The organism is Dyella marensis (assembly GCF_900112865.1).
Lineage (GTDB): Bacteria > Pseudomonadota > Gammaproteobacteria > Xanthomonadales > Rhodanobacteraceae > Dyella_D > Dyella_D marensis_A.
This window is the reverse complement of sequence record NZ_FONH01000016.1, coordinates 1-21213: the sequence shown is the minus strand read 5'-3', so window position 1 is coordinate 21213 and position 21213 is coordinate 1. Positions and strand designations below refer to the sequence as shown.

Sequence of the window (21213 nt, the reverse complement as noted above, 5' to 3'; positions counted from 1 at the left end):
CGGGCATCCGGTAGGTCCGGGCATCCGTTTTTCGGGCAGGCGCGTCGCGTGCCTGCGCCAGCGCATCCGGCGTTCCAGCGTCGTCACGTCCGGCGTTCGAATCCTTTCGATCACGGAGTCGTGTCATGCGCAAGCTGTTGAGGGTTCTCTTGCTGCTGGTCGTACTGCCGGCGGCGCTGTGGAGCGGAGCGGTCGGCGCGCAAAGCGCGAGCTGCGCGGGCGTGGCGGCCTGGAACGCCACCACCATCTACAACGCGGGCGACAAGATGGTCTACAACAACCATCTGTACCAGGCGTCCACGCAGATCTGGAACACGCCGCCGAACTACTGTCCGAGCTGCGGTTGGTACCAGGACCTGGGCCAGTGCGGCTCGGGCAGCAACCAGCCGCCGACGGTCGGTCTCACTTCGCCGGCCAACGGTGCGACGTTCACCGCCGGTGCCAACATCACGCTCAGTGCGAACGCGAGCGACAGCGACGGCACGGTCGCCAAGGTCGAGTTCTTCAACGGCTCCACCTCGCTGGGCGCGAAGACCGCGACACCGTATTCGGTCACCTGGAGCAACGTGCCCGCCGGCAGCTACACGCTGAAAGCAGTGGCGACCGACAACGGCGGACTGTCCACCACCTCGTCCACCGTCAGCATCACCGTCAATCCCGTCGGCGGCGGCGATACCACACCGCCCAGCGTTCCGCAGGGCCTGGCGTCGCCGTCGCAGACGGCCAGCACCGTGTCGCTGACGTGGAACGCGTCCACCGACAACAGCGGCGGCAGCGGCGTGGCCGGCTACGACGTGTACCGCAACGGCACGCTGGTTGGTTCCACCTCCGCCACCAGCTATACCGACACCGGTCTCGCCGCGAGCACCACCTACAGCTACACCGTGCGGGCCCGCGACAACGCCGGCAACGCATCCGCACAGGGCTCGGCCATCAATGCCAAGACCAGCGCGGGCGGCGGTGGCGGCGGCAAGCGCGTGATCGGCTACTTCACCCAGTGGGGCATCTACGGCCGCAACTACCAGGTGAAGAACATCGACACCAGCGGCTCGGCCGCTGTGCTTACGCATATCAACTATGCGTTCGGCAACGTGCGCAACAACAAGTGCGAAGTGGGCGTGACGCAGCCGTCCGATCCGAACACCGGCGTGGGCGGCGACGCGTATGCGGACTACACCAAGTCGTACGACGCCGGCAGCAGCGTCAGCGGCGTGGCCGATACCTGGAACCAGCCGCTGCGCGGCAACTGGAACCAGCTGAAGGAGCTGAAGGCGAAGTATCCCAACCTGAAGGTGCTGATCTCGCTGGGCGGCTGGACCTGGTCGCGCGGTTTCGCCAGCGCGGCGCAGCCGGCCAATCGGCAGGCTTTCGTGGCTTCGTGCATCGACGCCTACATCAAGGGCAACCTGCCGGTGACGGACAGCGCGGGCGGCACGGGCGCTGCCGCAGGCGTGTTCGACGGCATCGATATCGACTGGGAGTATCCGGCCGCGTGCGGCCTGAGTTGCGGCGGCAGCGAAGACACCGCCAACTTCACCGCGCTGCTGGCCGAGTTCCGCCGCCAGCTCGACGCGGTGCGCCCGGGCCTGCTGCTGACCATCGCCGGCGGCGCCGGCGTGGACAAGATCCGCGTCACCCAGCCGAGCCAGTACGCCTCGTCGATCGACTTCGTCAACCTGATGACGTACGACTTCCACGGTGCATGGGAGAGCCCGACCAACTTCCACTCCGCGCTGTACAAGCCGGCGGGCGACCCCTCCACCGGCGACGCGGCCAAGTACAACACCAACGACGCCATCCAGGCGCTGATCGCCGCGGGCATGCCGGCCGCCAAGATCAATCTCGGCATCGGCTTCTACGGCCGCGGCTGGAGCAATGTGCCCAACGGCAATAACGGCCTGTTCCAGCCCAGCACCACGGCCGCGCCGGGTACGTACGAGGCGGGCATCGAGGACTACAAGGTGCTCAAGAACCTGGGCTATCCGTCCTACGACGACACGGCCGCCGGCGCGCACTGGATCTTCAACGGCAGCACGTTCTGGAGCTTCGACGATCCGGCCAACATCCAGCGCAAGATGAACTACGTGAAGGCGCAGTCGCTGGGCGGTGCGTTCTCGTGGGAATTCAGCGGGGACGATGCGAATGGCACGTTGATCAAGGCTATTTCAAATGGATTGAAGTAAGCGGTTCGCGTGAAAACGAAAAAGCCACCCCGGCGATCGGGGTGGCTTTTTTTTTGCCCGTCATTCCGGCGCAGGCCGGAATCCAGTGGCGATTACATTGGGTTTGGCGACATCGGCACGGCGCTTCGCTTCATTAAAACGGCACGTGTGCCTCGACGCATCAATCAAGCGATATCGCTACTGGATTCCGGCCTGCGCCGGAATGACGGCAGAGAGAGGTTTCTAGGAATCAGGCCGAGGCGGCAGCGGCAAACTGCGGAAATCGCGCGCGGATCGCGTTGCGTATCCCCGGCAGGTCCAGCCCAGCCATGGTCAGCACTTCCTCGCGGCTGCCATGCTCGAGATACACGTCGGGCAAGCCCAGGTGCAGGATCGGCAAGGTCACGCCATGTGCGGCCAGGCATTCGGCCACGGCCGACCCGGCACCACCGGCGACGGCGTTGTCTTCCAGCGTGACGAAGGCTTCGTGGGTCTTGGCCAGCTCCAGGATCATCGCCTCGTCCAGCGGCTTGACGAAGCGCATGTTGACCAGTGTGGCGTCGAGTTCCGCGGCGATCTCCACCGCCGGCGCCAGCATCGCGCCGAAGCTGAGCAGGGCCAGGCGGCGGCCGCGGCGGCGCAGTTCGGCCTTGCCCAGCGGCAGCGTGTCCAGTTCCTTGTGCATCGCCACGCCGGGGCCGGTGCCGCGCGGGTAGCGGATCGCCGCGGGACCGTCGTAGGCGAAGCCGGTGCTGAGCATCATGCGGCACTCGTTCTCGTCGGCCGGCGCCATGATCACCATGTTCGGCAGGCAGCGCAGGAACGACAGATCGAAGCTGCCCGCATGCGTGGCGCCATCCGGACCGACCACACCGGCGCGGTCGATGGCGAAGGTCACGTCCAGGTTCTGCAGCGCCACGTCGTGGATGGCCTGGTCGTAGGCGCGCTGCAGGAAGGTGGAGTAGATCGCCACCACCGGCTTGGCGCCCTCGCAGGCCATGCCCGCGGCCAGCGTCACCGCGTGCTGCTCGGCGATCGCCACGTCGAAATAGCGCTGCGGGTATTCCTTGGAGAAGCGCACCAGGCCCGAGCCTTCGCGCATCGCCGGGGTGATGCCGAGCAGGCGTTCGTCGGCGGCGGCCTGGTCGCACAGCCAGTCGCTGAACACGTCGGTGTAAGTCTGCCTGGCCGGAGCGGCTTTCTTCGCCAGGCCGGCCTGCGGATCGAACGGGCCGACCGCGTGGTACTCGATCTGCGCCTGCTCGGCCGGGGCGTAGCCCTTGCCCTTGGTGGTGACCACGTGCAGCAGCTGAGGGCCGGGCAGGTCCTTGACCATGCGCAGCGCATGCAGCAGCTGCGGGATGTCGTGGCCGTCGATCGGGCCGGTGTAGTGGAAACCCAGTTCCTCGAACAGCGTGCTGGGCACGAACATGCCCTTGGCGTGCTCTTCCCAGCGCTTGAAGAAGCGGCCGAAGAACGACTGCTTGGGGATCGCGCGCTTGGCCCGCTCGCGCCAGGCGTTGAGCGTGTGGCTGGCCATGGCGCGCGCCATCATCTTGGTCAGCGCGCCGACGTTCTCGCTGATCGACATGCCGTTGTCGTTGAACACGACCAGCATGTTGGGCTCGACGTCGCCGCCGTGATTGAGCGCCTCGAAGGCCATGCCGGCGGTCATCGCGCCGTCACCGATCACCGCCACCACCTTGCGGTGGTCGCCCTTGCGCTGCGCGGCGATCGCCATGCCCAGCGCGGCCGAGATCGAAGTGGACGAATGGCCGACGCCGAAGGTGTCGTACTCGCTTTCCTCGCGCCGCGGGAACGGCGCCAGGCCGTCCTTCTTCTTGATTGTGGTGATGCGGTCGCGCCGGCCGGTGAGAATCTTGTGCGGATAGCACTGGTGGCCCACGTCCCACACCAGGCGGTCGCGCGGCGTGTCGAACACATGGTGCAGCGCGACAGTCAGCTCGACCACGCCCAGCCCCGCCCCGAAATGCCCGCCGGAGCTGGCCACGGACTCGATCAGGTACTGGCGCAGCTCGTCGGCGACGGCCGGCAGCTCCTCGTCGAGGACGCGGCGCAGGTCGGCCGGCGTCTCGATCGTCGCCAGGTGGGCGAAGCGGGTAGGAATATTCATAGCTGCGTATTGTTGAACCAGCGGGGGGGCGGAGCAAGGGCAGGACCGTGAAGGAACGCTGTCTGTACGGCTTGGCGCCGGGCCGATCTCACGCCGTACCCACGTGGCGGCGGCCAGTGTGGGGCATCCTGAACCGAGGGAGCCCGTCATGTCGCGACCGACCGCATTCCGGCGTTTCGCCGAGGCCACCGCGCACTATGCCGGCCGGCCGGGAGCCTTCCTGCTGGCCGTGCTGCTGATCGTGGGATGGGCCATCACCGGCCCGATCTTCCATTTCAACGACACCTGGCAGCTGGTCATCAATACCGGCACCACCATCATCACCTTCCTGATGGTGTTCCTGATCCAGAGCACGCAGAACCGCGATACCGCCGCCCTGCAGATCAAGCTGGACGAGCTCATCTGCAGCAGCAAGGCGCATAACGCGCTGCTGAACCTGGAGAATCTGGACGACCAGCAGCTGGAGCGCATCCGCCGCCATTACACCCGGCTGGCCGAGGGCGCCAGGGACGACCTGAGCCAGTTCGAGGAAATCGTGGAGGAGGCGCGCAAGGAGCCGCGCGAATAGAAAGAGGGGACGCCGCCAGCCGGCTCCGACCCCTCAGGTCCTCAGGCCATCAGGTGGCGGCGGTCGCGCGGCAGGTGGCTGACCAGGAATTCCATCTGGTCGGCCAGGATGTTGCGGTTGGACAGGATCAGGTGTTCCACCCAGCTGGGCCGGTACGGTACGGCCAGCAGCGGCATGTTGGCCTGCTGCGGGGTGCGGTTGCTCTTCCTGAGGTTGCAGGCCAGGCAGGCGCTGACCACGTTCTCCCATTCGTCCTTGCCTTTCTTGGAGATCGGCAGCACGTGGTCGCGGGTCAGCTCGCCGCGGCTGAAGTGATCGCCGCAGTACAGGCAGATATAGCGGTCGCGGGCGAACAGGGCGGTATTGGTCAGGGTCGGCGCCGGCTCGATCGCATGCTCGCGGCAGTGGCCGCTGCTGGCCACGATCGGATGCAGCTGCAGGGAACTGCGCCGGCCCAGGTCGCGATTGTGGCCGCCGTAGACGGTCAGGCAGGGGTCGCCCAGGGTCCAGGCGACGGCGTCGCGGACGTACAGGCAGACGGCGTCCTGCCAACTGATCCAGTCGAGAATGCGGCCCGCGGCATCCAGCGAGAGGATGCGGGTCGAATGCAGATCGGCGACCTTTCCCGGCCCGTCGATCAGCCGCATGGGAACTTCCATCGGCATGTGTTCCGTCCTTCAGGTGACCCTTGGGAGCGTCCAGACCATGCAACGGTGCTGGTTCGCCCGAGCATAAACCATGTTTAGTTGCAAATTGCGTGCAAATACTTGTCGCTGCTGAAAACTGTCCCGGGCCGGCCGGGATTTACGCTTCGCCACGGGCCTGCGATATAGTGGCTGTTCATCTGTAGACCCGACGCCGGGTTTGGGAGGGGAAGCCTGGGTGGCGACCCCGGCACGGCGGGGCAGAGGTAAACGACGTGGCTGAAGTTCTTTTCTACGAGCGCCCGGTGCCGCTCAACCGTACCCAACACAAGGATCTGCGCCTGAAGGGCATCCCCAGCCTGCGTTTCGCGGCGGGCGTGCACTCGGTGCCGCTGACCGGCGTGGAATTCCCCGCCGCCGCGCGCGACCTGCCGATCCTGTTCGCCGGCAGCAGCATGGAAGAAGCCGGCCCGATGGCCCTGCTGGGCCTGCGCCAGAACGAAAACCTGTTCATCGACGCCGACGGCCAGTGGGCAGCCAACACCTACGTGCCGGCCTTCGTGCGCCGCTATCCGTTCGTGCTGGCCGAAAAGCCGGCGGGCGAGGAAGGCGACGACTTCACCGTGTTCCTGGACGAGGCCTATGAAGGCTTCGGCAGCGACGAGGGCGAGCGCCTGTTCCAGGACGACGGCACCGACAGCGAGATGCTGAAGAACGCCGTGAACTTTCTCGGCGAGTTCCAGCAGCACGTGGGTCGCACGCAGTGGTTCATGGAGCAGCTGCGCAAGCACGACCTGCTCGAGCCGCGCAACATCCGTCTGGAGAAGGACGGCAAGGCGATCAACCTCAATGGCCTGTACGTGGTCAACGAGGAGAAGCTGCGCAAGCTCGACGCGAAGACCTCGCACGAGTTCCTGACCGAGGGCGTGTTCGGCTGGATCTATGCGCACCTGCTGTCGCTGGCCAACATCGACCGCGTGGCCCAGCGCCTCGACTCGCGCGAGCAGGTCGAAGGCAAGGCCACCAAGAACTGAGCGTGCTTCGGCGCGAGCGAAAAAACGGCACCCTCACGGGTGCCGTTTTTTTTGCGCGCTTTTTCAGCGCGCGGCCTACGGCCTGACCGCGATCACCTCGATCTCCACCCGGTATCCCGGATTGCCCAGTGCCGCGATCTGGAACGCCGAGCGCGCCGGCAGTTTCGGCTGCTGCGGCGTGCCGAAGTACTGGCGATAGCCGGCCATGAAGCCGGCGAAGTCCATGTGTCCGCCATGGGCCTCGTCGCCCACCAGGAACACCTGCATCTTCACCACGTCGCCCAGCCCCAGGCCCATGCCCTTGAGCTGCTTTTCGATGGCGGCGAGCACGCCCACGGTCTGCGTCCTGGTGTCGCCATACGCGGCCACCGAATCCTTGGGCGCCTTCGGGTCGACCACCGGCGGCACGTTGCCGCTCACGTATACGGTGGCCTTGCCGGCCGGCACTTCGACGGCGGCGGAAATCGGGAAGTCGCTGTCCGGAATCTTGTAGCGCTTTACTTCCTGCGCCTGTGCGGACGCCGCGGCAAGCGCGAGAAAAGCCAGGGCAAGGCGGGAGGGCAATCGCATGGCGAACTCCTGTGGGGAAGGGATCATTGCCGCATCGCGGCGACTTCATCGACGCTGATGCTATCGGTGTACCGGTTGCCGAAGTGGGTGCGGATGTAGTTGATCACGCCGGCGATCTGCGCATCGCTGAGGCCGGTGCCGCGCAGGAAGCGTTCCTCGCCTTCCGGCGCGGGCTTGAACGAGGGCATGTCGCGCCGGCCATGCAGGATCACGGCCGCCATGTACTGCGGCGACGCCAGCCGCGGATTGCCGGTCAGCGCAGGATAGTTGCCGGCGCCTTGCGCACCCTTGGCATCGGGCATGTGGCAGCCCTGGCAGATGCCGCGGAACACCGCTTCGCCGTCGGCCGCCGTGAGCCCGCCGCCAGCGTGGCCGGCGTTGTCGGACGACTGTGCCCGCGCGGCGCCTGCGGCGAGCAGCAGCGCGACGCCGGCCAGTATCAGTATCGATTTTCGCTGCATCACACGCCTCCTGTCGCGCGCCGATGGATGCGTTCGATGGCATCGAGCGCGGACGTCACCGCACCCTCCTGCCACGCCGGCAGGTACGAGGCATGCTCGCCGGCCAGCACGATGCGGCCGTCCACCTGGCACAGGTTGTCGTAGTGGCGCTCGCGCGCCGCGTCGGACCACACGCCGAAGCAGCCCAGAGTGAAGGGCGAACGGTGCCAACCCACGGCGATGCCATGCTCGAACTCGTCGCGGTACTGCGGATGGATCCGGCTGCCGTATTCGACCGCCTTGCGTACCCGCTCCTCGGGCGACATCGCGGTGAATCGATAGGCATCGGCTCCCCACATATAGGCGCCCAGCAGCACGCCCTTGCCGCCGCCATGGAAGCCGGTGCTCGGGTAGCTGATGTTGGCGATCGGCAGGTCCGTATAGGTGATGCCGCCGTAGATGTGCTCGTCCTCCTCCCAGAAGCGCCGCTTGAATTGCAGGCCCACTTTCACCGAAGCGGCATAGGGCACCGCGGCGATCGCCTCGGCCATGGCAGCGCCGACATTGAGCGGCAACTGACCCAGGATCGACAGTGGGATGGTGCACACGCACCAGTCCGCGCTCGCCGTATGCGTGGCGCCGGGTGTGTCGGCATCCTCGTAGGCCACGCTGACGCCGCGTTCGTCCTGCTGGATGGCGGTGACCTTGGCGCCATAGCGGATCAATCCCTTCAGCTCGCGGCCGAAAGCCTCGCCGATGCGGCCCATGCCGCCGACCGGTTGGAACAGGGTGGTCTGGAACTCGTAGATCTCGCCGGCCACCAGGTGGCTCCACAGGCGGGAGCCCAGCACATCCTTCAGCTGCAGCGGAGTCGAGGGCAGCGGCTTCGCGCCGAGCCCGCCGCCGGCATCGCGGTCGTAGCCGCGCCGGTTGCTGCTGGCTTCGCCGCGCGCGTAGGCGAACTGCTTGTCCAGCGCACCCCATTCGCGCAGCGATTCCAGCAGCAGCTCCTGGTCTTCTTTCGTCACGGCTTGGTCCAGCTGTCCCTGCCGCGTGCTCTTGGCCAGCAATTCGGCCACGTGGCCGCGGTAGTCGGCGTTGATGGCCCGATAGCGCTGCGGCTGGCCGCCGAAGGCGCCGTCGCTGTGCAGGTAGGCGTTGTGATTGACCTGGACGAACGGCTCCAGCGCCACGCCGAGTTTCTTGCAGTAGGACAGGATGCCGTGGTGGTGATAGGGCAGGCGCCATGGCCCCGGATTGATATACAGCCCGTCCTCAAACTGGCAGTGCTGGGTAAAGCCGCCCAGTTCGGTGAAGCGGTCGCCGCCGCGCAGCGACCAGTTGCGGCCGCCGGGCCGCCGGTTGTACTCGAGCACCTGCACCCGGTAACCGGCCTGGCGCAGCTCGTAGGCCGCCACCATGCCGGCGATGCCGGCACCCAGCACCAGCACGGACGCGCCGCGCGGGGCGCCCTCCAGCCGCGGTTGGCCGCGGAACGGGGATTCGGCCGCGAGGCCGAGACTGCTCATCGCCTGGTACATCGCCGCGCCGCCGGCGGCGGCACCGATCATGCGCAGCAGATCGCGCCGCCTCATCGAGCGCGGACGCTCGCCGGCAACGCTGTGAAGATCGTCTTGCATGGATCACCTCTGACGTGGATGGGACATGCCGCGAGTGCGCGGTTCATCTCGCCCCTCCGCGCCGCCTGGGCGCGGAGGGGATGCCGTCAGAAGCGATACGCAACCTTGCCGTACCAGTAGCGGCCGTTGAAGCCGAACGGCGACAGCGACGAATACTGCAGGCCGTCGGCGCGGTCCTCGTACACGTTGGCCAGCGAGGCCTTGGTCGGATACTGGTTGGTGAGGTTGTCGACGCCGGCGGTGAAGGTCCACGCCTGCCATGCGTAGCTGGCGGAAAGGTCCAGCAGCCAGCGCGCGGCGAACTTCTGGTCCTGGCTGCCGTCGTCGGCGTCGCCGCGGCGGATCACCGAACCGTAACGGGTCAGGTTGGCATGCAGCCCGAAGCCCTGCAGCTGCCAGTCGCCGCTGAACACGTACTTGGTGCGCGGCGTCGACGCGGTGAGCAAACCTTCGCTGGCGCGGCCGAAGGCCGGCGTGGATACCTCGAGCACCTTGGTCTTGTTGTAGTTGCCGCTGGCGGTGAGGTTGAGCCGGCCCCAGCCGTCCAGGTCCATCCGGTAGTTGGCGATCAGGTCCGCGCCACGCGTGCGCGTGGTGGCGCCATTGACGAAGAACTGCGCCCCGGTGACCTGGCTGTTCGGGATGCTCACCGCGATCTGGTCCGAATACAGGATCGCGTCGGCCACGCGGATCTGGTACAGGTCCAGCGTCGCGCTGAAATCGTTCCACGGCTGCCACACCGCGCCGAGGCCGTAGTTGGTCGACTTCTCGGGTTTCAGCGCCTTGGCGCCGAGTGCGATCGCCACCGGGTCGGAGGTGCGGTAGGTGCCGATCTGCGCGAGCGTGCCGTTCTGGATCAGCGTCACCACCGATTCGTAGTTCTGCTGCGCCAGCGACGGTGCGCGGAAGCCGTTGGAGGCCGTGCCGCGCAACGCGAACGTATCGGTGAACTGGTAGCGCGCCGAGAGCTTGCCCGAGCGTGTCGAACCCGCATCGCTGTAGTGCTCGTAGCGCCCGGCCAGGCCGGCGGACAGCTTGCTGGTCAGGTCCGTTTCCAGATCCACGTAGGCCGCCTGGCTGTGCCGGCCGAACGTGCCGGCGACCTGGGGTGTCAGGCCCGGGAATACCTGCGAGCCGCCCGCATAGGGTGTGGTCGTGCCTGGAATGAGCGTGGTGGGATCGAAGAAATAGGAGTCCGGATCGCCCGCGTCGATCACATAGGTCTCCTTGCGGTACTCCGCGCCGAACGCCAGCGTGACCGGGTTGGGCAGGAAGCCGACGTGGACGTCCTTGCTCAGGTCCAGGTTCGCCACGCTCTGCTTGTTGCGGAAGGTGCCGGCATTGAAATACGTCGGCGAATAGCCGTGCGTGTAGTACAGGTTGGTATTGACGCTGTTGGCGATGTCGAAGGCCAGGTTGTTCTCGCCGTGATCGGCGGAGAAGTCCCAGTGCCAGCCGCCGGCGGTGGTGCCGCGCAGGCCCAGTACCGCGGCGATGTCGTTGCTGTGGTTGACGATCTGCGGCAGGAAGCCATTCGGGTAGAGCGCCGGTACGTTGCGGGCGGAGTTGTAGGCGCGGTAGTAGCCGTTGGAGGTCACGTCGCGCTTGCTGCCGTTGAGATAGCCGTACAGTTCGATGCCCGGCGTGATGTCGTAGCCGAAGTTCAGCAGCAGCTGATAGGTCTTCACTGCCGGATCGCCGTAGCGTTCGTACGGAATGCCGCTCGGGTTGGACGCGCCCGCCAGCGTGGTGGACTTGTCGCGATTCTCCGCGCGGTTGGTGTTCATGGCGTTCTGGTAATTCCATGCCACGCGCATCCAGCCCGGCGCGCTGCCGTTGGGCCCACCCAGCGGAATGCCCATGCTGCCCTGCACGCCGTTCTGCGCGCCGTCGCCCTTATCCATGATGCCGCCGCTGGCGGTGACGCTGTTGCCGCCCTCGACGCTGCCGCGCTTGAGCACCACATTGATCACGCCGGCGATGGCGTCGGAGCCGTACTGTGCCGCCGCGCCGTCGCGCAGCACTTCGATGTGATCGATGGCGGCGATGGGAATCGAGTTCAGGTCCACCGGCGCCGAGCCGCGCCCGATCGCCGAGTTGTAGTTGACCAGGCTGGTGGTGTGATACCGCTTGCCGTCGACCAGTACGAGCACCTGGTCCGGCGACATGCCGCGCAGGCTTGCCGGCCGGATCGCGTCGTTGCCGTCGTTGATGGCGGGGCGGGGGAAGTCCAGCGAGGGGAGCAGGGTGCTCAGGGCGCTGGCCAGGTCGGTACTGCCGGTGGCGGTGAGGTCCGCGGGGGTCAGTACGTCGATCGGTGCGAGGGATTCGGAAGCGGTGCGGTCGGTGCTGCGCGTTCCGGTGACGACGACTTGCTGCAGCTGTTTGGCTTTTTCGGGCGATGCCGCGTCGGCGGCGGGTGTTTCGTCGGCCCAGGCCGTCGAGGCGGCGAGGGCATGCATACAGCAAAGGGGCAGTAGCGCGGCCGCCGGCAGGCGCCGCTTAAGTCGTTTGGTCATTGGTGGTTTCCCCGGTCAGGCGGTCAGTGGCGGGCTCCTTGCCTGGATCCTGCGTCGCAGCAAATCCTCCCCAGGGCTGCGACGATTCGAGGCTAAGCGCGATTGTTGCGGCGCGTCAATATCTGGTCATTCTGGCGTCATTGCGCTGTAATCACCGGCCCGGTCCGTTTCTGCATTGCGGCAAAATCTTGCGCCGCCGACGGGCCTAAGCGCGGTCTAAGGCGCGGCTCGGATGATGCGGTGGATGCGCTACGTTTCCCTGCTCCGACGCCGGTCCGGCGGTTTCCGCGCCACCGGCGTCGCCGTGGTGCTCGTGCTCGCCGGCTGCGCGCACTACCAGGCGCGGCCGATCGATCCCGCCGTCACCGCCGCGCAATGGCAGGCTCGCCGCCTGGACGATCCGATGCTGGCCGAGCGCCTCGCACCTGTGCTGCGCGAAGCGCAGCTGGACTGGCCGCCCGCGCGCTACGGCAGCGGCGAGCTGCTGCTGGCCGCGCTGGTGCTCAATCCCGACCTGGCCGAGGCGCGCGCGCACCTGGCCGAGGCCGATGCCGCGGTGCGCACCGCGAAGGCCTGGCCCAAACCTTCCGTCAATCTGGCGCTGGAGCGCTACGCGCAGGACCAGGCCGGCAGCAGTCCCTGGCTGTGGGGCGTGACCACCAACTGGCTGATCGATACCGCGGTGCGCCGCCGCCTGCGCGCGGACCTGGCCGATGCCGGCGTGCGCGGCGCGCGCCTGGATTACGCCGGGAAAGTGTGGGATGTGCGCCGCACGCTGCGCGCGGCACTGGCCGATGTGTTGCTGGGCGAACGGCAGCGCGCGCTGGCCGATGAGGCGGTAAACAAGGCGATGGCATTGCAGGCCGCGCAGGAACAGCGCCGCGCGCTCGGCGAAGCGATGCCGGCGGATGTGCTGCAGGTGGCGCTGGTACTGGCCCAGGCACGCGATGCCGCGGCGGCGGCCGCACAGCGCGTGGCCGACGCGCGCGCGCGGCTGGCGCGCGCCGTGGGCGTGCCGGTGCAGGCGCTGGAAGGCGTCGCGCTCGCCTGGGACGACCTCGAAGCGCCGCCCGAATGGCCGGCCACGCAACTCGACGCACTCGCTTCGCGCGCACGCCTGTCGCGCCCCGACCTGGAGCGCGCCCTCGTCGACTACGCCAGCCGCGAAACCGAACTGCGCCAGCAGGTGCGCATGCAATACCCGCAGATCAGCATCGGGCCGGGCTACACCTACGACCACGGCGCGCGCAAATTGCAGTTCAATCTCGGCGCCACGCTGCCGCTGCTGGACCAGAACCAGGGTCCGATCGCCGAGGCCGAAGCGCGCCGCGAAGCGGCCGGCCGCCACGTCGAAGCCGTGCAGGCCGGCATCGACAGCGAGATCGCCAGTGCCGCGGCCAGGCTGACCGCGGCGCGCGATGCATTGAACGCCGCGACGCACGGACATGACGCCGCAGAGCGCCTGCGGCAGCAAGTCGAAACCGGCTACGCGCACGGCGAGGACGATCGCGTCGCCGTGCTCAATGCGCAGCTGGCCGCCATCACCGCCACCCAGGCGCGGCTCACCGCCGTCGACCAGGCACAGCAGGCGCTGGGCGCGCTGGAAGACGCGGTGCGCACGCCGCTGGAAGGCAACGAGGCCGGGCTGCTGCAAGCCGCTGGCCGCGCAGGAGACAAGCCATGATCGTCCGCCTCTCGTTACCTCGCGCGGCGCGCATGCTGTGCGCCGCATGGCTGATTGTCGCCAGCGTCACCGCCGCGGCGACCGAAGTGGATGCCGCCACGCAGGCGCGGTTAGGCCTCGCGCTGGCGGAACTGCACGCGGCGCAGGCGCCGCTCGAACTGTCCGCCACCGCCGAAGTGCTCGATCCCTCCACGCTGGCCAAGGCCGCCGACGACATCGCGGCATTGCAGGCGACGGCGGATGCGTCGCGTGCCGAAGCGCAACGCGTGCAGGCGCTGTACGCGGCGGACGGCAACATGTCGCGCAAGGCGGTGGAAGCGGCGCGCGCGCAGGCCGCGGTGGACCAGTCGAAGCTGCAGCAGGCGCGCACCCAACTGCGCATGGATTGGGGCTCCGCCATCGCCGGCATGGATGCAGGCACGCTGCACGCGCGCACCGAAGCGCTGCTGGACGGACGCATGGCCTGGCTCAAGGCCGAACCGCTCGCCGCGCCCGCGGCCGGGTTTCAGCCGGCCGGCGCGCTCTTGCATCCGGGCGACACCGTTGCGCGCGTGCTCGGCCCCTTGCCGCGCAGCAGCGCGGGCCTGGCCGGCGGCTGGCTGCTGGAAGCGCCGGGCGCCGGACTGACACCGGGCATGCTGCTCACCGCGCGACTCCAGGGCAGCGGCGCGGGCGCGTCCGGCGTGCTGCTGCCGCGTGGCGCGGTGGTGCGCTGGAACGGCGTGGCCTGGGCCTATGTCGCCACCGACGCGACGCATTTCGAACGCCGCGCGGTGACCGCGCTGGCGATGACCGCCGCCGGCTGGATCGTCGGCGCACCCTTCACGGCGGGCGAGAAAGTGGTAACCCGCGGCGCGGGCGCGCTGATCGCGCTCGATGCGGCGCCGGCCGAACCCGGCAAGCCGGGCGACGACGACTGAATCATGCTGACCTTCATCGTCCGCGGCGCGCTGCGCCATCCGTGGTGGATCGCGCTGCTCGCCGCGTTGCTGCTGGCGGTGGGCGTCGCCCATCTGCGCAGCGCGCGCTACGACGTATTCCCGGATTTCGTGCCGGCCGAACTCACCATCCAGGTCGAGGCGCCGGGCTTCACCGCCTTGCAGGTGGAACAGCGCGTCACCCAGCCGATCGAGAACGCGGTCAACGGCGGCACCGACGTCGATACCGTGCGCTCGCAATCGATCCAGGGCCTGGCGGTCATCACCGTGGTGTTCAAGCAAGGCAGCGATCCGTTCCGCGACCGTCAGCTGCTGGCCGAACGTGTCACCGAGGCCGCCGCGCAACTGCCGCAGGGCGTGCAGGCGCCGTCGCTCAGCCCGATGGTGTCCTCGACCATGGACCTGCTGAAGTTCGGCCTGCTCAGCGACAAGCTCGATCCGCTGGCGCTGCGCTCGCTCGCCGACTGGACGATAAAGCCCCGCCTGCTCGCCGTGCCCGGCGTGGCCGATGCCACCGTGTTCGGCGGCGGCGTGCGCGAATGGCAGGTGCGCGTGCATCCGGACCGCCTCGCCGCCTTCGGTCTCACGCTTGAAGACGTGCGCGCTGCCGCGGCCGCGGCCAGTGGCGTGCGCGGCGCCGGCTATGTCGACACGCCCGCGCAGCGCGTGGTGCTGGAGGCCGATGGCACGCTGACCGCGCCGGCCCAGCTCGGCCAGGCCGTGATCACGCAGCACGCGGGGCGCAACGTCACCCTGGCCGATGTCGCGGATGTCGCCGAGCACGCGGCGCCCGCCTTCGGCGACTCGCGCATCATGGCGCGGCCCGGCGTGCTGGTCGCGCTCAACAGCCAGTACGGCGCGAACACGCTGGAAGTGACGCATGCGGTGGAAGCCGCGCTGGACGAGCTCAAGCCGATGCTCGCGGAGCAGGGCGTGAGCCTGGTGTCCTCGCTGCACCGCCCGGCCACCTTCGTCGAAGTCGCGCTGGCCGACATGCGCGGCGCGCTGCTGTTCGGCGCGGTGCTGGTGCTGGCGGTGCTGGTGCTGTTCCTGCGCGACTGGCGCACCGCGCTGATCTCGTTCCTGAGCATTCCGCTGTCGCTCGCAGTGGCGGTGATGGCCTTCCCCTGGTTCGGCTGGACCATCAACACCATGACCCTGGGCGGCCTGGCCGTGGCGCTGGGCGTGGTGGTCGACGACGCCATCATCGACGTGGAGAACGTGATGCGCCGCCTGCGCCGGGCCGGCGCCGCGGCGGCGCGCGCGGAAGTCATCCTCGACGCCTCGCTCGAAGTGCGCCGCCCGGTGGTGCTGGCCACCGTGGTGGTGGGCCTGGTATTCCTGCCCATCCTGCTGCTGCCGGGTTTGCAGGGCAGTTTCTTCGCGCCGCTGGCCGGCGCCTTCCTGCTGGCGACGTTCGCCTCGTTGCTGGTGGCGCTCAGCGTGACGCCGGCCTTGTGCCTGCTGCTGTTGCGCGCCGACCGGCGCCACCGCGAGCCGCGCTGGCTCAAGCGCGCGAAGCTGGCGCAGCACCGGCTGCTCGAGCGCGCCATGCCGCACGGGCGGGCCTGGTTGATCGGCGCCCTGCTGCTGGGCGCGGCGGCGATCGCGGTGCTGCCGTTATTCGGCGCGTCGTTGTTGCCGGAGTTTCGCGAAGGCCATTTCGTGATTCAGCTGCAAGGCCCGAGCGGCACCTCGCTGGAGGAAATGACGCGCATCGGCGAGCGCATGGGCAGGGACGTGCTGGCCGTCCCCGGCGTCGCGACGGTGTCGCAGCAGGTCGGCCGCGCCGCGATGGTGCAGGACACCTGGCCGCCGAACCAGAGCGAGTTCCATGTCGAGCTGAAGCCGGGGCTGGGCGCCGCCGACCAGATCCGCATCGAGCGCGCGCTGAAGCTGGTGGTCGACGGCTACCCGGGCTTCGGCGGCGAAGTGGTGACTTTCCTGGGGGACCGCATCGGCGAATCGCTATCGGGCGAAACGGCACCGGTGACGATCAGCCTCTACGGCAGCGACCTGGACACGCTCGACCGCTTGGCCGGCAAGGTGAAGCAGGCGATGCCGGCCGTGCCGGGGAACGGCAGCGTGCGCCTGTCGGACGCGCCGACGGTGCCGACCCTGCGTATCGTGCCGCTGCCCGAACGCCTGGCCGCGCACGGCCTGCGCATGACCGACGTGCTCGACGCCGTGGCCGCCGCGCACCAGGGCGTGGTGGCGGGCGAAGTGTTCGACGGCGTGCAGCCCATCGCCATCCGCCTGCAGCTTGATCCGTCGGCGCAGCGCGACCCGGAGACGGTGGGTGAGCTGCTGCTGCGCAATCCGGCCGGTCGCAGCGTGCCGTTGTCGGCGGTGGCCGAGACGGATCTGCTCGAAGGCCGCGCCAACGTGCTGCACGAAGGCGGTCGCCGCCGGCTGGTGCTGGCGGTGTATCCCGCCACGACGGATGTGGTCGGCTTTGTCGACCGTGCGCGCGCGCTCCTGGCCAGGAGGGTGGCGCTGCCGCCGGGCTATTACCTGGAATTCGGCGGCACCGCCGAAGGCGCCACCCGGGCGCGCCGCGATCTGCTGCTGCATGGCGGACTGGCCGGTGTCGGCATCGTCGCGCTGCTGCTGGCGGCGTTTCCCGAGCGCCGCAGCGTGGCGCTGATCCTGGCCAATGTGCCATTCGCACTGGTGGGCGGCGTGATCGCTGCCGCCCTGACAGGGGCCGTGCTGTCGATCGGTGCGCTGGTGGGCTTCGTCACGCTGTTCGGTATCTCCGCGCGCAACAGCATCATGCTGGTCTCGCATTACGAGCACCTGGTGCGCGAGGAAGGGGCGCACTGGAATCGCTACACCGTGCTGCGCGGCGCGCGCGAGCGGCTGACGCCGATCCTGATGACCGCTTTGGTGACCGCGCTCGGCCTGCTGCCGCTGGCGCTGGGCAACGGCGAGCCGGGACGCGAGGTCGAGGGGCCGATGGCGATCGTGATCCTGGGCGGCCTGGCCAGCTCCACCGTGCTGAACCTGCTGGTGCTGCCGGCGCTGGCCGGGCGCTATCTGCGCCTGCGTCCGCCGGCGCCTCAGTGCACCGGCTTGGCCAGGCGCAGCAGGTCGGCGCCGTAGCCGGCTTCCTCGTAGATCTTGCGTGCGCGTTCGTTGCCGGGGAACACGGCCAGGGTGATCAGGTGGCAGCGGTGTTCGCGCGCCCAGGTTTCGGCGTGGTCGAGCAGGGCGCGGCCGACGCCCTTGCCTTCATGCGAGTGCGCCACGGCGAGGTCGGAGATGTGGCAGTTCACGCGGCCGGTGAAGTAGTCCTGGGTCTTCTGCAGATGAACGAAGCCGACCGGGGTGCCGTCGTCGTCTTCGGCGACGAACAGGAAGCTGTTGGCGGGTTGTTCTTCCAGGTGGCGGGTGAGGTCCTTGCGGATGCCGTCGATGCATTCGTGGCGTTTGCGCCAGGCCGGCAGGTGGAAGTCGACGAAGCGGGGGACCAGGGCGAGGATGAAGTCGTCGTCGTCTTCGGCGAGACGGATCAGGAAGGTCGGGTCGCTCATGCGCTTTGGTGTGCTTGGGAACCGGAGTCCGGTTCTACACCCGGAGCGAGGGAGCAGGGAAGTCCCCACTACCCGCCGCTCCGAAAAACGGCGTAGGTTGGGGTGAGCGCAGCGAACCCCAACGTGGCCAGCGCCAAGCGCTTCGCAGTGTTGGGGTTCGCTGCGCTCACCCCAACCTACGCCGGTGGCGATCAGGCGACGGCCGGCAGCGTCCCCACGCCCGCCTCGATCGCCGCCTTGTGCATCAGGCAGCGCGGCAGCATGCGGGCGAAGTAGAACGCGGCGGTGTCGCGCTTGGACTGCTTGAAGGCCTCGGACTGGCTGCTCGCGTTCGCGGCGGCGACGCTGCGGGCCCACATGTAGGCCAGCGTGGCGTAGCCGGAGTAGTACAGGTAATCGCTGGCGGCGGCGCCGAGTTCTTCCGGGTTGCCCTGCACGCGTGCGGCCACGGCCAGGGTCAGATCGGCCCATTCCTTGGCGTTCCTGGCCAGCGGGGCGATCAGCGAGGCCATCGCGGCGTCCTGGGCATGCTTCTGGCAGAACGCCTGGATTTCCTGCAGGAACAGCTTGAAGCCGGCGCCCTGCAGCTGGAGGATCTTGCGGCCCAGCAGGTCGGCGGCCTGGATGCCGGTGGTGCCTTCGTACAGGGTGATGATGCGGGCGTCGCGCACGAACTGCTCCACGCCGCTCTCCACGATATAGCCGTGGCCGCCATAGACCTGCAGCGCTTCCTTGGTCGACTCCTGCGCCAGCTCGGTGACCAGGCCCTTGGCGATCGGAATCAGGAACGCCACCAGTTCGCCGGCGTTCTTGCGCGTGACCTCGTCGACGCCGCGCGCTTCCACGTCGGTCTGCAGCGAGGTGTACAGCAGCAGGGTGCGCGAGCCTTCCACGATGGCGCGCTGGGTCAGCAGCATGCGGCGCACGTCCGGCTGCACCAGCAGGTTGTCGGCCGGCTTGTCGGGGAACTGCGGGCCCGACAGCGCGCGGCCCTGCAGGCGCTCGCGCGCATAGTTGGAGCTGTTCTGCAGCGCGCGCTCGGACAGCGCCAGGCCCTGCACGCCCACGCCCAGGCGCGCGGCATTCATCATGGTGAACATCGCGGCCAGGCCCTTGTGCGGCTGGCCGATCAGGTAACCCTCGGCGGCGTCGAAATTCATCACGCAGGTGGCCGAACCGCGCAGGCCCATCTTGTGCTCGATATTGCTGGCCACGACGGTGTTGCGCGTGCCGGGCGAGCCGTCGGCGTTCAACTTGAACTTCGGCACGATGAACATCGAGATGCCGCGGCTGCCGGCCGGCGCATCGGGCAGGCGGGCCAGCACCAGGTGGATGATGTTCTCGGCCAGGTCATGCTCGCCGGCGCTGATGAAGATCTTGGTGCCGGTGATCTTGTAGCTGCCGTTGTCGCCGGGTTCCGCGCGGGTCTTCAGCAGGCCCAGGTCGGAGCCGGCCTGCGGCTCGGTCAGGCACATGGTGCCGGTCCAGCGGCCTTCGACGATGGGCTTGAGGTAGGTGTCCTGCTGCTCCTTGGTGCCGTGCAGCTCCATCGCGTGGCAGGCGCCTTCGGACAGCAGCGGGTACAGGCTCCAGGACAGGTTGCCGGCCTGGAAGATTTCGGTGGTGGCGGTGCCGACCGTGTTGGGCAGGCCCTGGCCGCCGAAATGCTCGGCCTGGGTCAGGCCGGTCCAGCCGCCCTCGGCGAAGGCCTTGAAGGCTTCCTTGAAGCCCTTGGGCGTGGTCACCGTCTGGGTGGCCTTGTCGTACTTGCAGCCTTCCTCGTCGCCGCTGGCATTGAACGGCGCCAGCAGCGCCTCGCTCAGGCGGCCGGCTTCTTCCAGCACGGCGTCGAGCAGGTCGCGGGTGTGGCCTTCGCCGCCCTGCAACTGGGTCAGGGTGGCTTCCGCGTGCAGCACGTCGTAGAGGGCGAAGCGCAGATCGTCGAGGGGGGCCTTGTAGATGGTCATGTGCGGTTTCCTGCCTGGAAGGCGATACGGGATGGTTCGATAAGGGTGTGGCGCGTGCTCAGCGCCAGGTGTTGGCGATGCCCGGCACCGGCGACAGCCAGTCGTTGCCGTGGAATTCGAAGTCGCGCGGTTGTTCTTCCTGCTCCGGCTTGGCGTTGGCGCGGCCGACGACGCCATACGGCACCGAGCCGCCGCTGCCCTTGGCCGCCGCCGCGGCGAGCGCCTGGCTCATCTCCGGCGTGGGCAGTACGTTGACGCGGGTGATGTCGCCGGCGAAGGCGGGGATATCCAGGTCGAACTTCGCGTGCAGGCGTACCGGCACCAGCTCGGCCACCTTCAGTTCGCCGTCGAGCGAGCGGAAATTCATGCCGCCGTAGCTGTTGTTCTGGATGCGCACGGTCAGCTGCCACTGGCCGTCGGGGCGCACCGTCATTTCCTGGATGCTGACCGTGGGCGGGAACACGCTCTTGCGCGGCGGGCCGCAGGCGACCAGTCCCAAGGACAACAGGCCCAGCACCAGCAGGCGGGGGATCAGGCGGTACAGCCGAGGCAACATGGCCACTCCAAACGATCGTTTGAATGGCGATTCTAACCATGAGAGGGGGGAGGGGCGCCAGGGCCCGGATGGCCGGGCCGGCACCATCGCGCAAAACCGCGCCGCGGCCGGTGTATTGCGCCGCAGCGATTCCACCGTCACGCGGAACAGGGCATCATCGACGTTTTCCCCGAACCAGGTCCTTCGCATGTCACGTCGTTTCGTCGCGCGCCGCTCCCCCATCCACGGCAATGGCGTGTTCGCCACCGCGCCGATCAAGAAGGGCGAGGAGATCGTCGAGTACAAGGGCACGCTGATGACGCACCAGCAAGCCGACGTGATGTATGGCGACGGCGGCGAGACCGGCCATACCTTCCTGTTCACGCTCAACGACGAATACCTGATCGACGCCAACCGCAAGGGCAATACCGCGCGCTGGATCAACCACAGCTGCGACCCGAACTGCCAGGCGGTGGTGCTGGAGGACGAGGATGACGACCGCCGCAAGGACCAGGTCTTCATCGAGGCGATCCGCAACATCAAGCCGGGCGAAGAGCTGACTTACGACTACGGCATCATCCTGGATGTCCCGCACACCGCGCGCCTGAAGAAGGTGTGGGCGTGCCTGTGCGGCTCGCCGAAGTGCATCGGCACGATGCTGAAGCCGAAGCGGGGGCGTTGAGGTCAGGGTTCGCTTGCGGGCGCAGCGAGTATCGAAAGCCGCGGGCGCAGGTCTGCGGCTTTTTTTTGCTCGTCATTCCTGCGCAGGCAGGAATCCAGTTGCGGTGCGCTTGATGGTCGCGTTACCGCGAATGTGTCTCGCCTTTCAGGCGAGTGTTTCG

The 21213-nt window shown here is 68.1% G+C and carries 16 protein-coding genes; 7 read left to right on the top strand and 9 right to left on the bottom strand.

Annotated elements, in window-relative coordinates; genetic code table 11:
- Positions 1 to 125: 125 nt before the first annotated feature.
- On the top strand, positions 126 to 2183 hold the full coding sequence (locus BM172_RS17020; protein ID WP_035323483.1) for a glycosyl hydrolase family 18 protein: 2058 nt from the start codon (positions 126 to 128) through the stop codon (positions 2181 to 2183).
- 229 nt (positions 2184 to 2412) lie between these two features.
- Here the strand turns inward: BM172_RS17020 and dxs are convergent, their stop codons facing one another.
- Positions 2413 to 4296, bottom strand: coding sequence for a 1-deoxy-D-xylulose-5-phosphate synthase (dxs, locus tag BM172_RS17015; protein WP_026635668.1), 1884 nt, complete (start codon positions 4294 to 4296; stop codon positions 2413 to 2415).
- A gap of 148 nt (positions 4297 to 4444) precedes the next feature.
- Here dxs and BM172_RS17010 point away from each other — a divergent pair, with 148 nt between their 5' ends.
- On the top strand, positions 4445 to 4864 hold the full coding sequence (locus BM172_RS17010; protein WP_026635669.1) for a low affinity iron permease family protein: 420 nt from the start codon (positions 4445 to 4447) through the stop codon (positions 4862 to 4864).
- 41 nt (positions 4865 to 4905) lie between these two features.
- Here BM172_RS17010 and BM172_RS17005 read toward each other — a convergent pair whose 3' ends face one another.
- Positions 4906 to 5529 carry an HNH endonuclease gene (locus tag BM172_RS17005; RefSeq protein ID WP_026635670.1) on the bottom strand — a complete coding sequence of 208 codons (624 nt, stop codon included), beginning with the start codon at positions 5527 to 5529 and terminating at the stop codon, positions 4906 to 4908.
- A 254-nt stretch (positions 5530 to 5783) separates the two neighbouring features.
- Here BM172_RS17005 and BM172_RS17000 point away from each other — a divergent pair, with 254 nt between their 5' ends.
- On the top strand, positions 5784 to 6542 hold the full coding sequence (locus tag BM172_RS17000) for a SapC family protein (RefSeq protein WP_026635671.1): 759 nt from the start codon (positions 5784 to 5786) through the stop codon (positions 6540 to 6542).
- Between the two features lie 75 nt (positions 6543 to 6617).
- On the opposite strand, the gene BM172_RS16995 is transcribed toward BM172_RS17000, so the two are convergent.
- The 4 genes from BM172_RS16995 to BM172_RS16980 form a co-directional block, all read right to left on the bottom strand.
- Positions 6618 to 7112, bottom strand: coding sequence for a RidA family protein (locus BM172_RS16995; protein ID WP_035323484.1), 495 nt, complete (start codon positions 7110 to 7112; stop codon positions 6618 to 6620).
- 23 nt (positions 7113 to 7135) lie between these two features.
- Positions 7136 to 7573, bottom strand: coding sequence for a c-type cytochrome (locus BM172_RS16990; protein WP_026635673.1), 438 nt, complete (start codon positions 7571 to 7573; stop codon positions 7136 to 7138).
- Complete coding sequence (locus BM172_RS16985; RefSeq protein ID WP_026635674.1) at positions 7573 to 9147, bottom strand: flavin monoamine oxidase family protein; 1575 nt, start codon at positions 9145 to 9147, stop codon at positions 7573 to 7575. The genes BM172_RS16990 and BM172_RS16985 overlap by 1 nt, the downstream gene beginning before the upstream one ends.
- 131 nt (positions 9148 to 9278) lie before the next feature.
- Positions 9279 to 11654, bottom strand: coding sequence for a TonB-dependent receptor plug domain-containing protein (locus BM172_RS16980; RefSeq protein WP_051548784.1), 2376 nt, complete (start codon positions 11652 to 11654; stop codon positions 9279 to 9281).
- A 301-nt stretch (positions 11655 to 11955) separates the two neighbouring features.
- Between BM172_RS16980 and BM172_RS16975 the strand changes: the two genes are divergently transcribed.
- From BM172_RS16975 to BM172_RS16965, 3 genes are read left to right on the top strand one after another with little or no spacing between them, the layout of a single operon-like run.
- Positions 11956 to 13395: a TolC family protein gene (locus tag BM172_RS16975; protein ID WP_177218832.1), complete on the top strand. Its 1440-nt coding sequence runs from the start codon at positions 11956 to 11958 to the stop codon at positions 13393 to 13395.
- Complete coding sequence (locus BM172_RS16970; protein WP_026635677.1) at positions 13392 to 14315, top strand: efflux RND transporter periplasmic adaptor subunit; 924 nt, start codon at positions 13392 to 13394, stop codon at positions 14313 to 14315. Before BM172_RS16975 ends, BM172_RS16970 begins: the two co-directional genes overlap by 4 nt.
- Positions 14316 to 14318: 3 nt before the next feature.
- A complete protein-coding gene (locus BM172_RS16965; protein ID WP_051548786.1) occupies positions 14319 to 17438 on the top strand; it encodes an efflux RND transporter permease subunit in 3120 nt (1039 codons plus the stop codon).
- Here BM172_RS16965 and BM172_RS16960 read toward each other — a convergent pair.
- From BM172_RS16960 to BM172_RS16950, 3 genes are all read right to left on the bottom strand, one after another.
- Complete coding sequence (locus BM172_RS16960) at positions 17396 to 17869, bottom strand: GNAT family N-acetyltransferase (RefSeq protein ID WP_026635678.1); 474 nt, start codon at positions 17867 to 17869, stop codon at positions 17396 to 17398. The two genes, BM172_RS16965 and BM172_RS16960, sit on opposite strands and share 43 nt — an antisense overlap.
- 191 nt (positions 17870 to 18060) lie before the next feature.
- On the bottom strand, positions 18061 to 19836 hold the full coding sequence (locus BM172_RS16955) for an acyl-CoA dehydrogenase C-terminal domain-containing protein (protein ID WP_026635679.1): 1776 nt from the start codon (positions 19834 to 19836) through the stop codon (positions 18061 to 18063).
- A 58-nt stretch (positions 19837 to 19894) separates the two neighbouring features.
- Positions 19895 to 20392: a hypothetical protein gene (locus BM172_RS16950; RefSeq protein WP_035323536.1), complete on the bottom strand. Its 498-nt coding sequence runs from the start codon at positions 20390 to 20392 to the stop codon at positions 19895 to 19897.
- 187 nt (positions 20393 to 20579) lie between these two features.
- Here BM172_RS16950 and BM172_RS16945 point away from each other — a divergent pair, with 187 nt between their 5' ends.
- Positions 20580 to 21053 carry an SET domain-containing protein gene (locus BM172_RS16945; RefSeq protein WP_026635681.1) on the top strand — a complete coding sequence of 158 codons (474 nt, stop codon included), beginning with the start codon at positions 20580 to 20582 and terminating at the stop codon, positions 21051 to 21053.
- Positions 21054 to 21213: the final 160 nt, after the last annotated feature.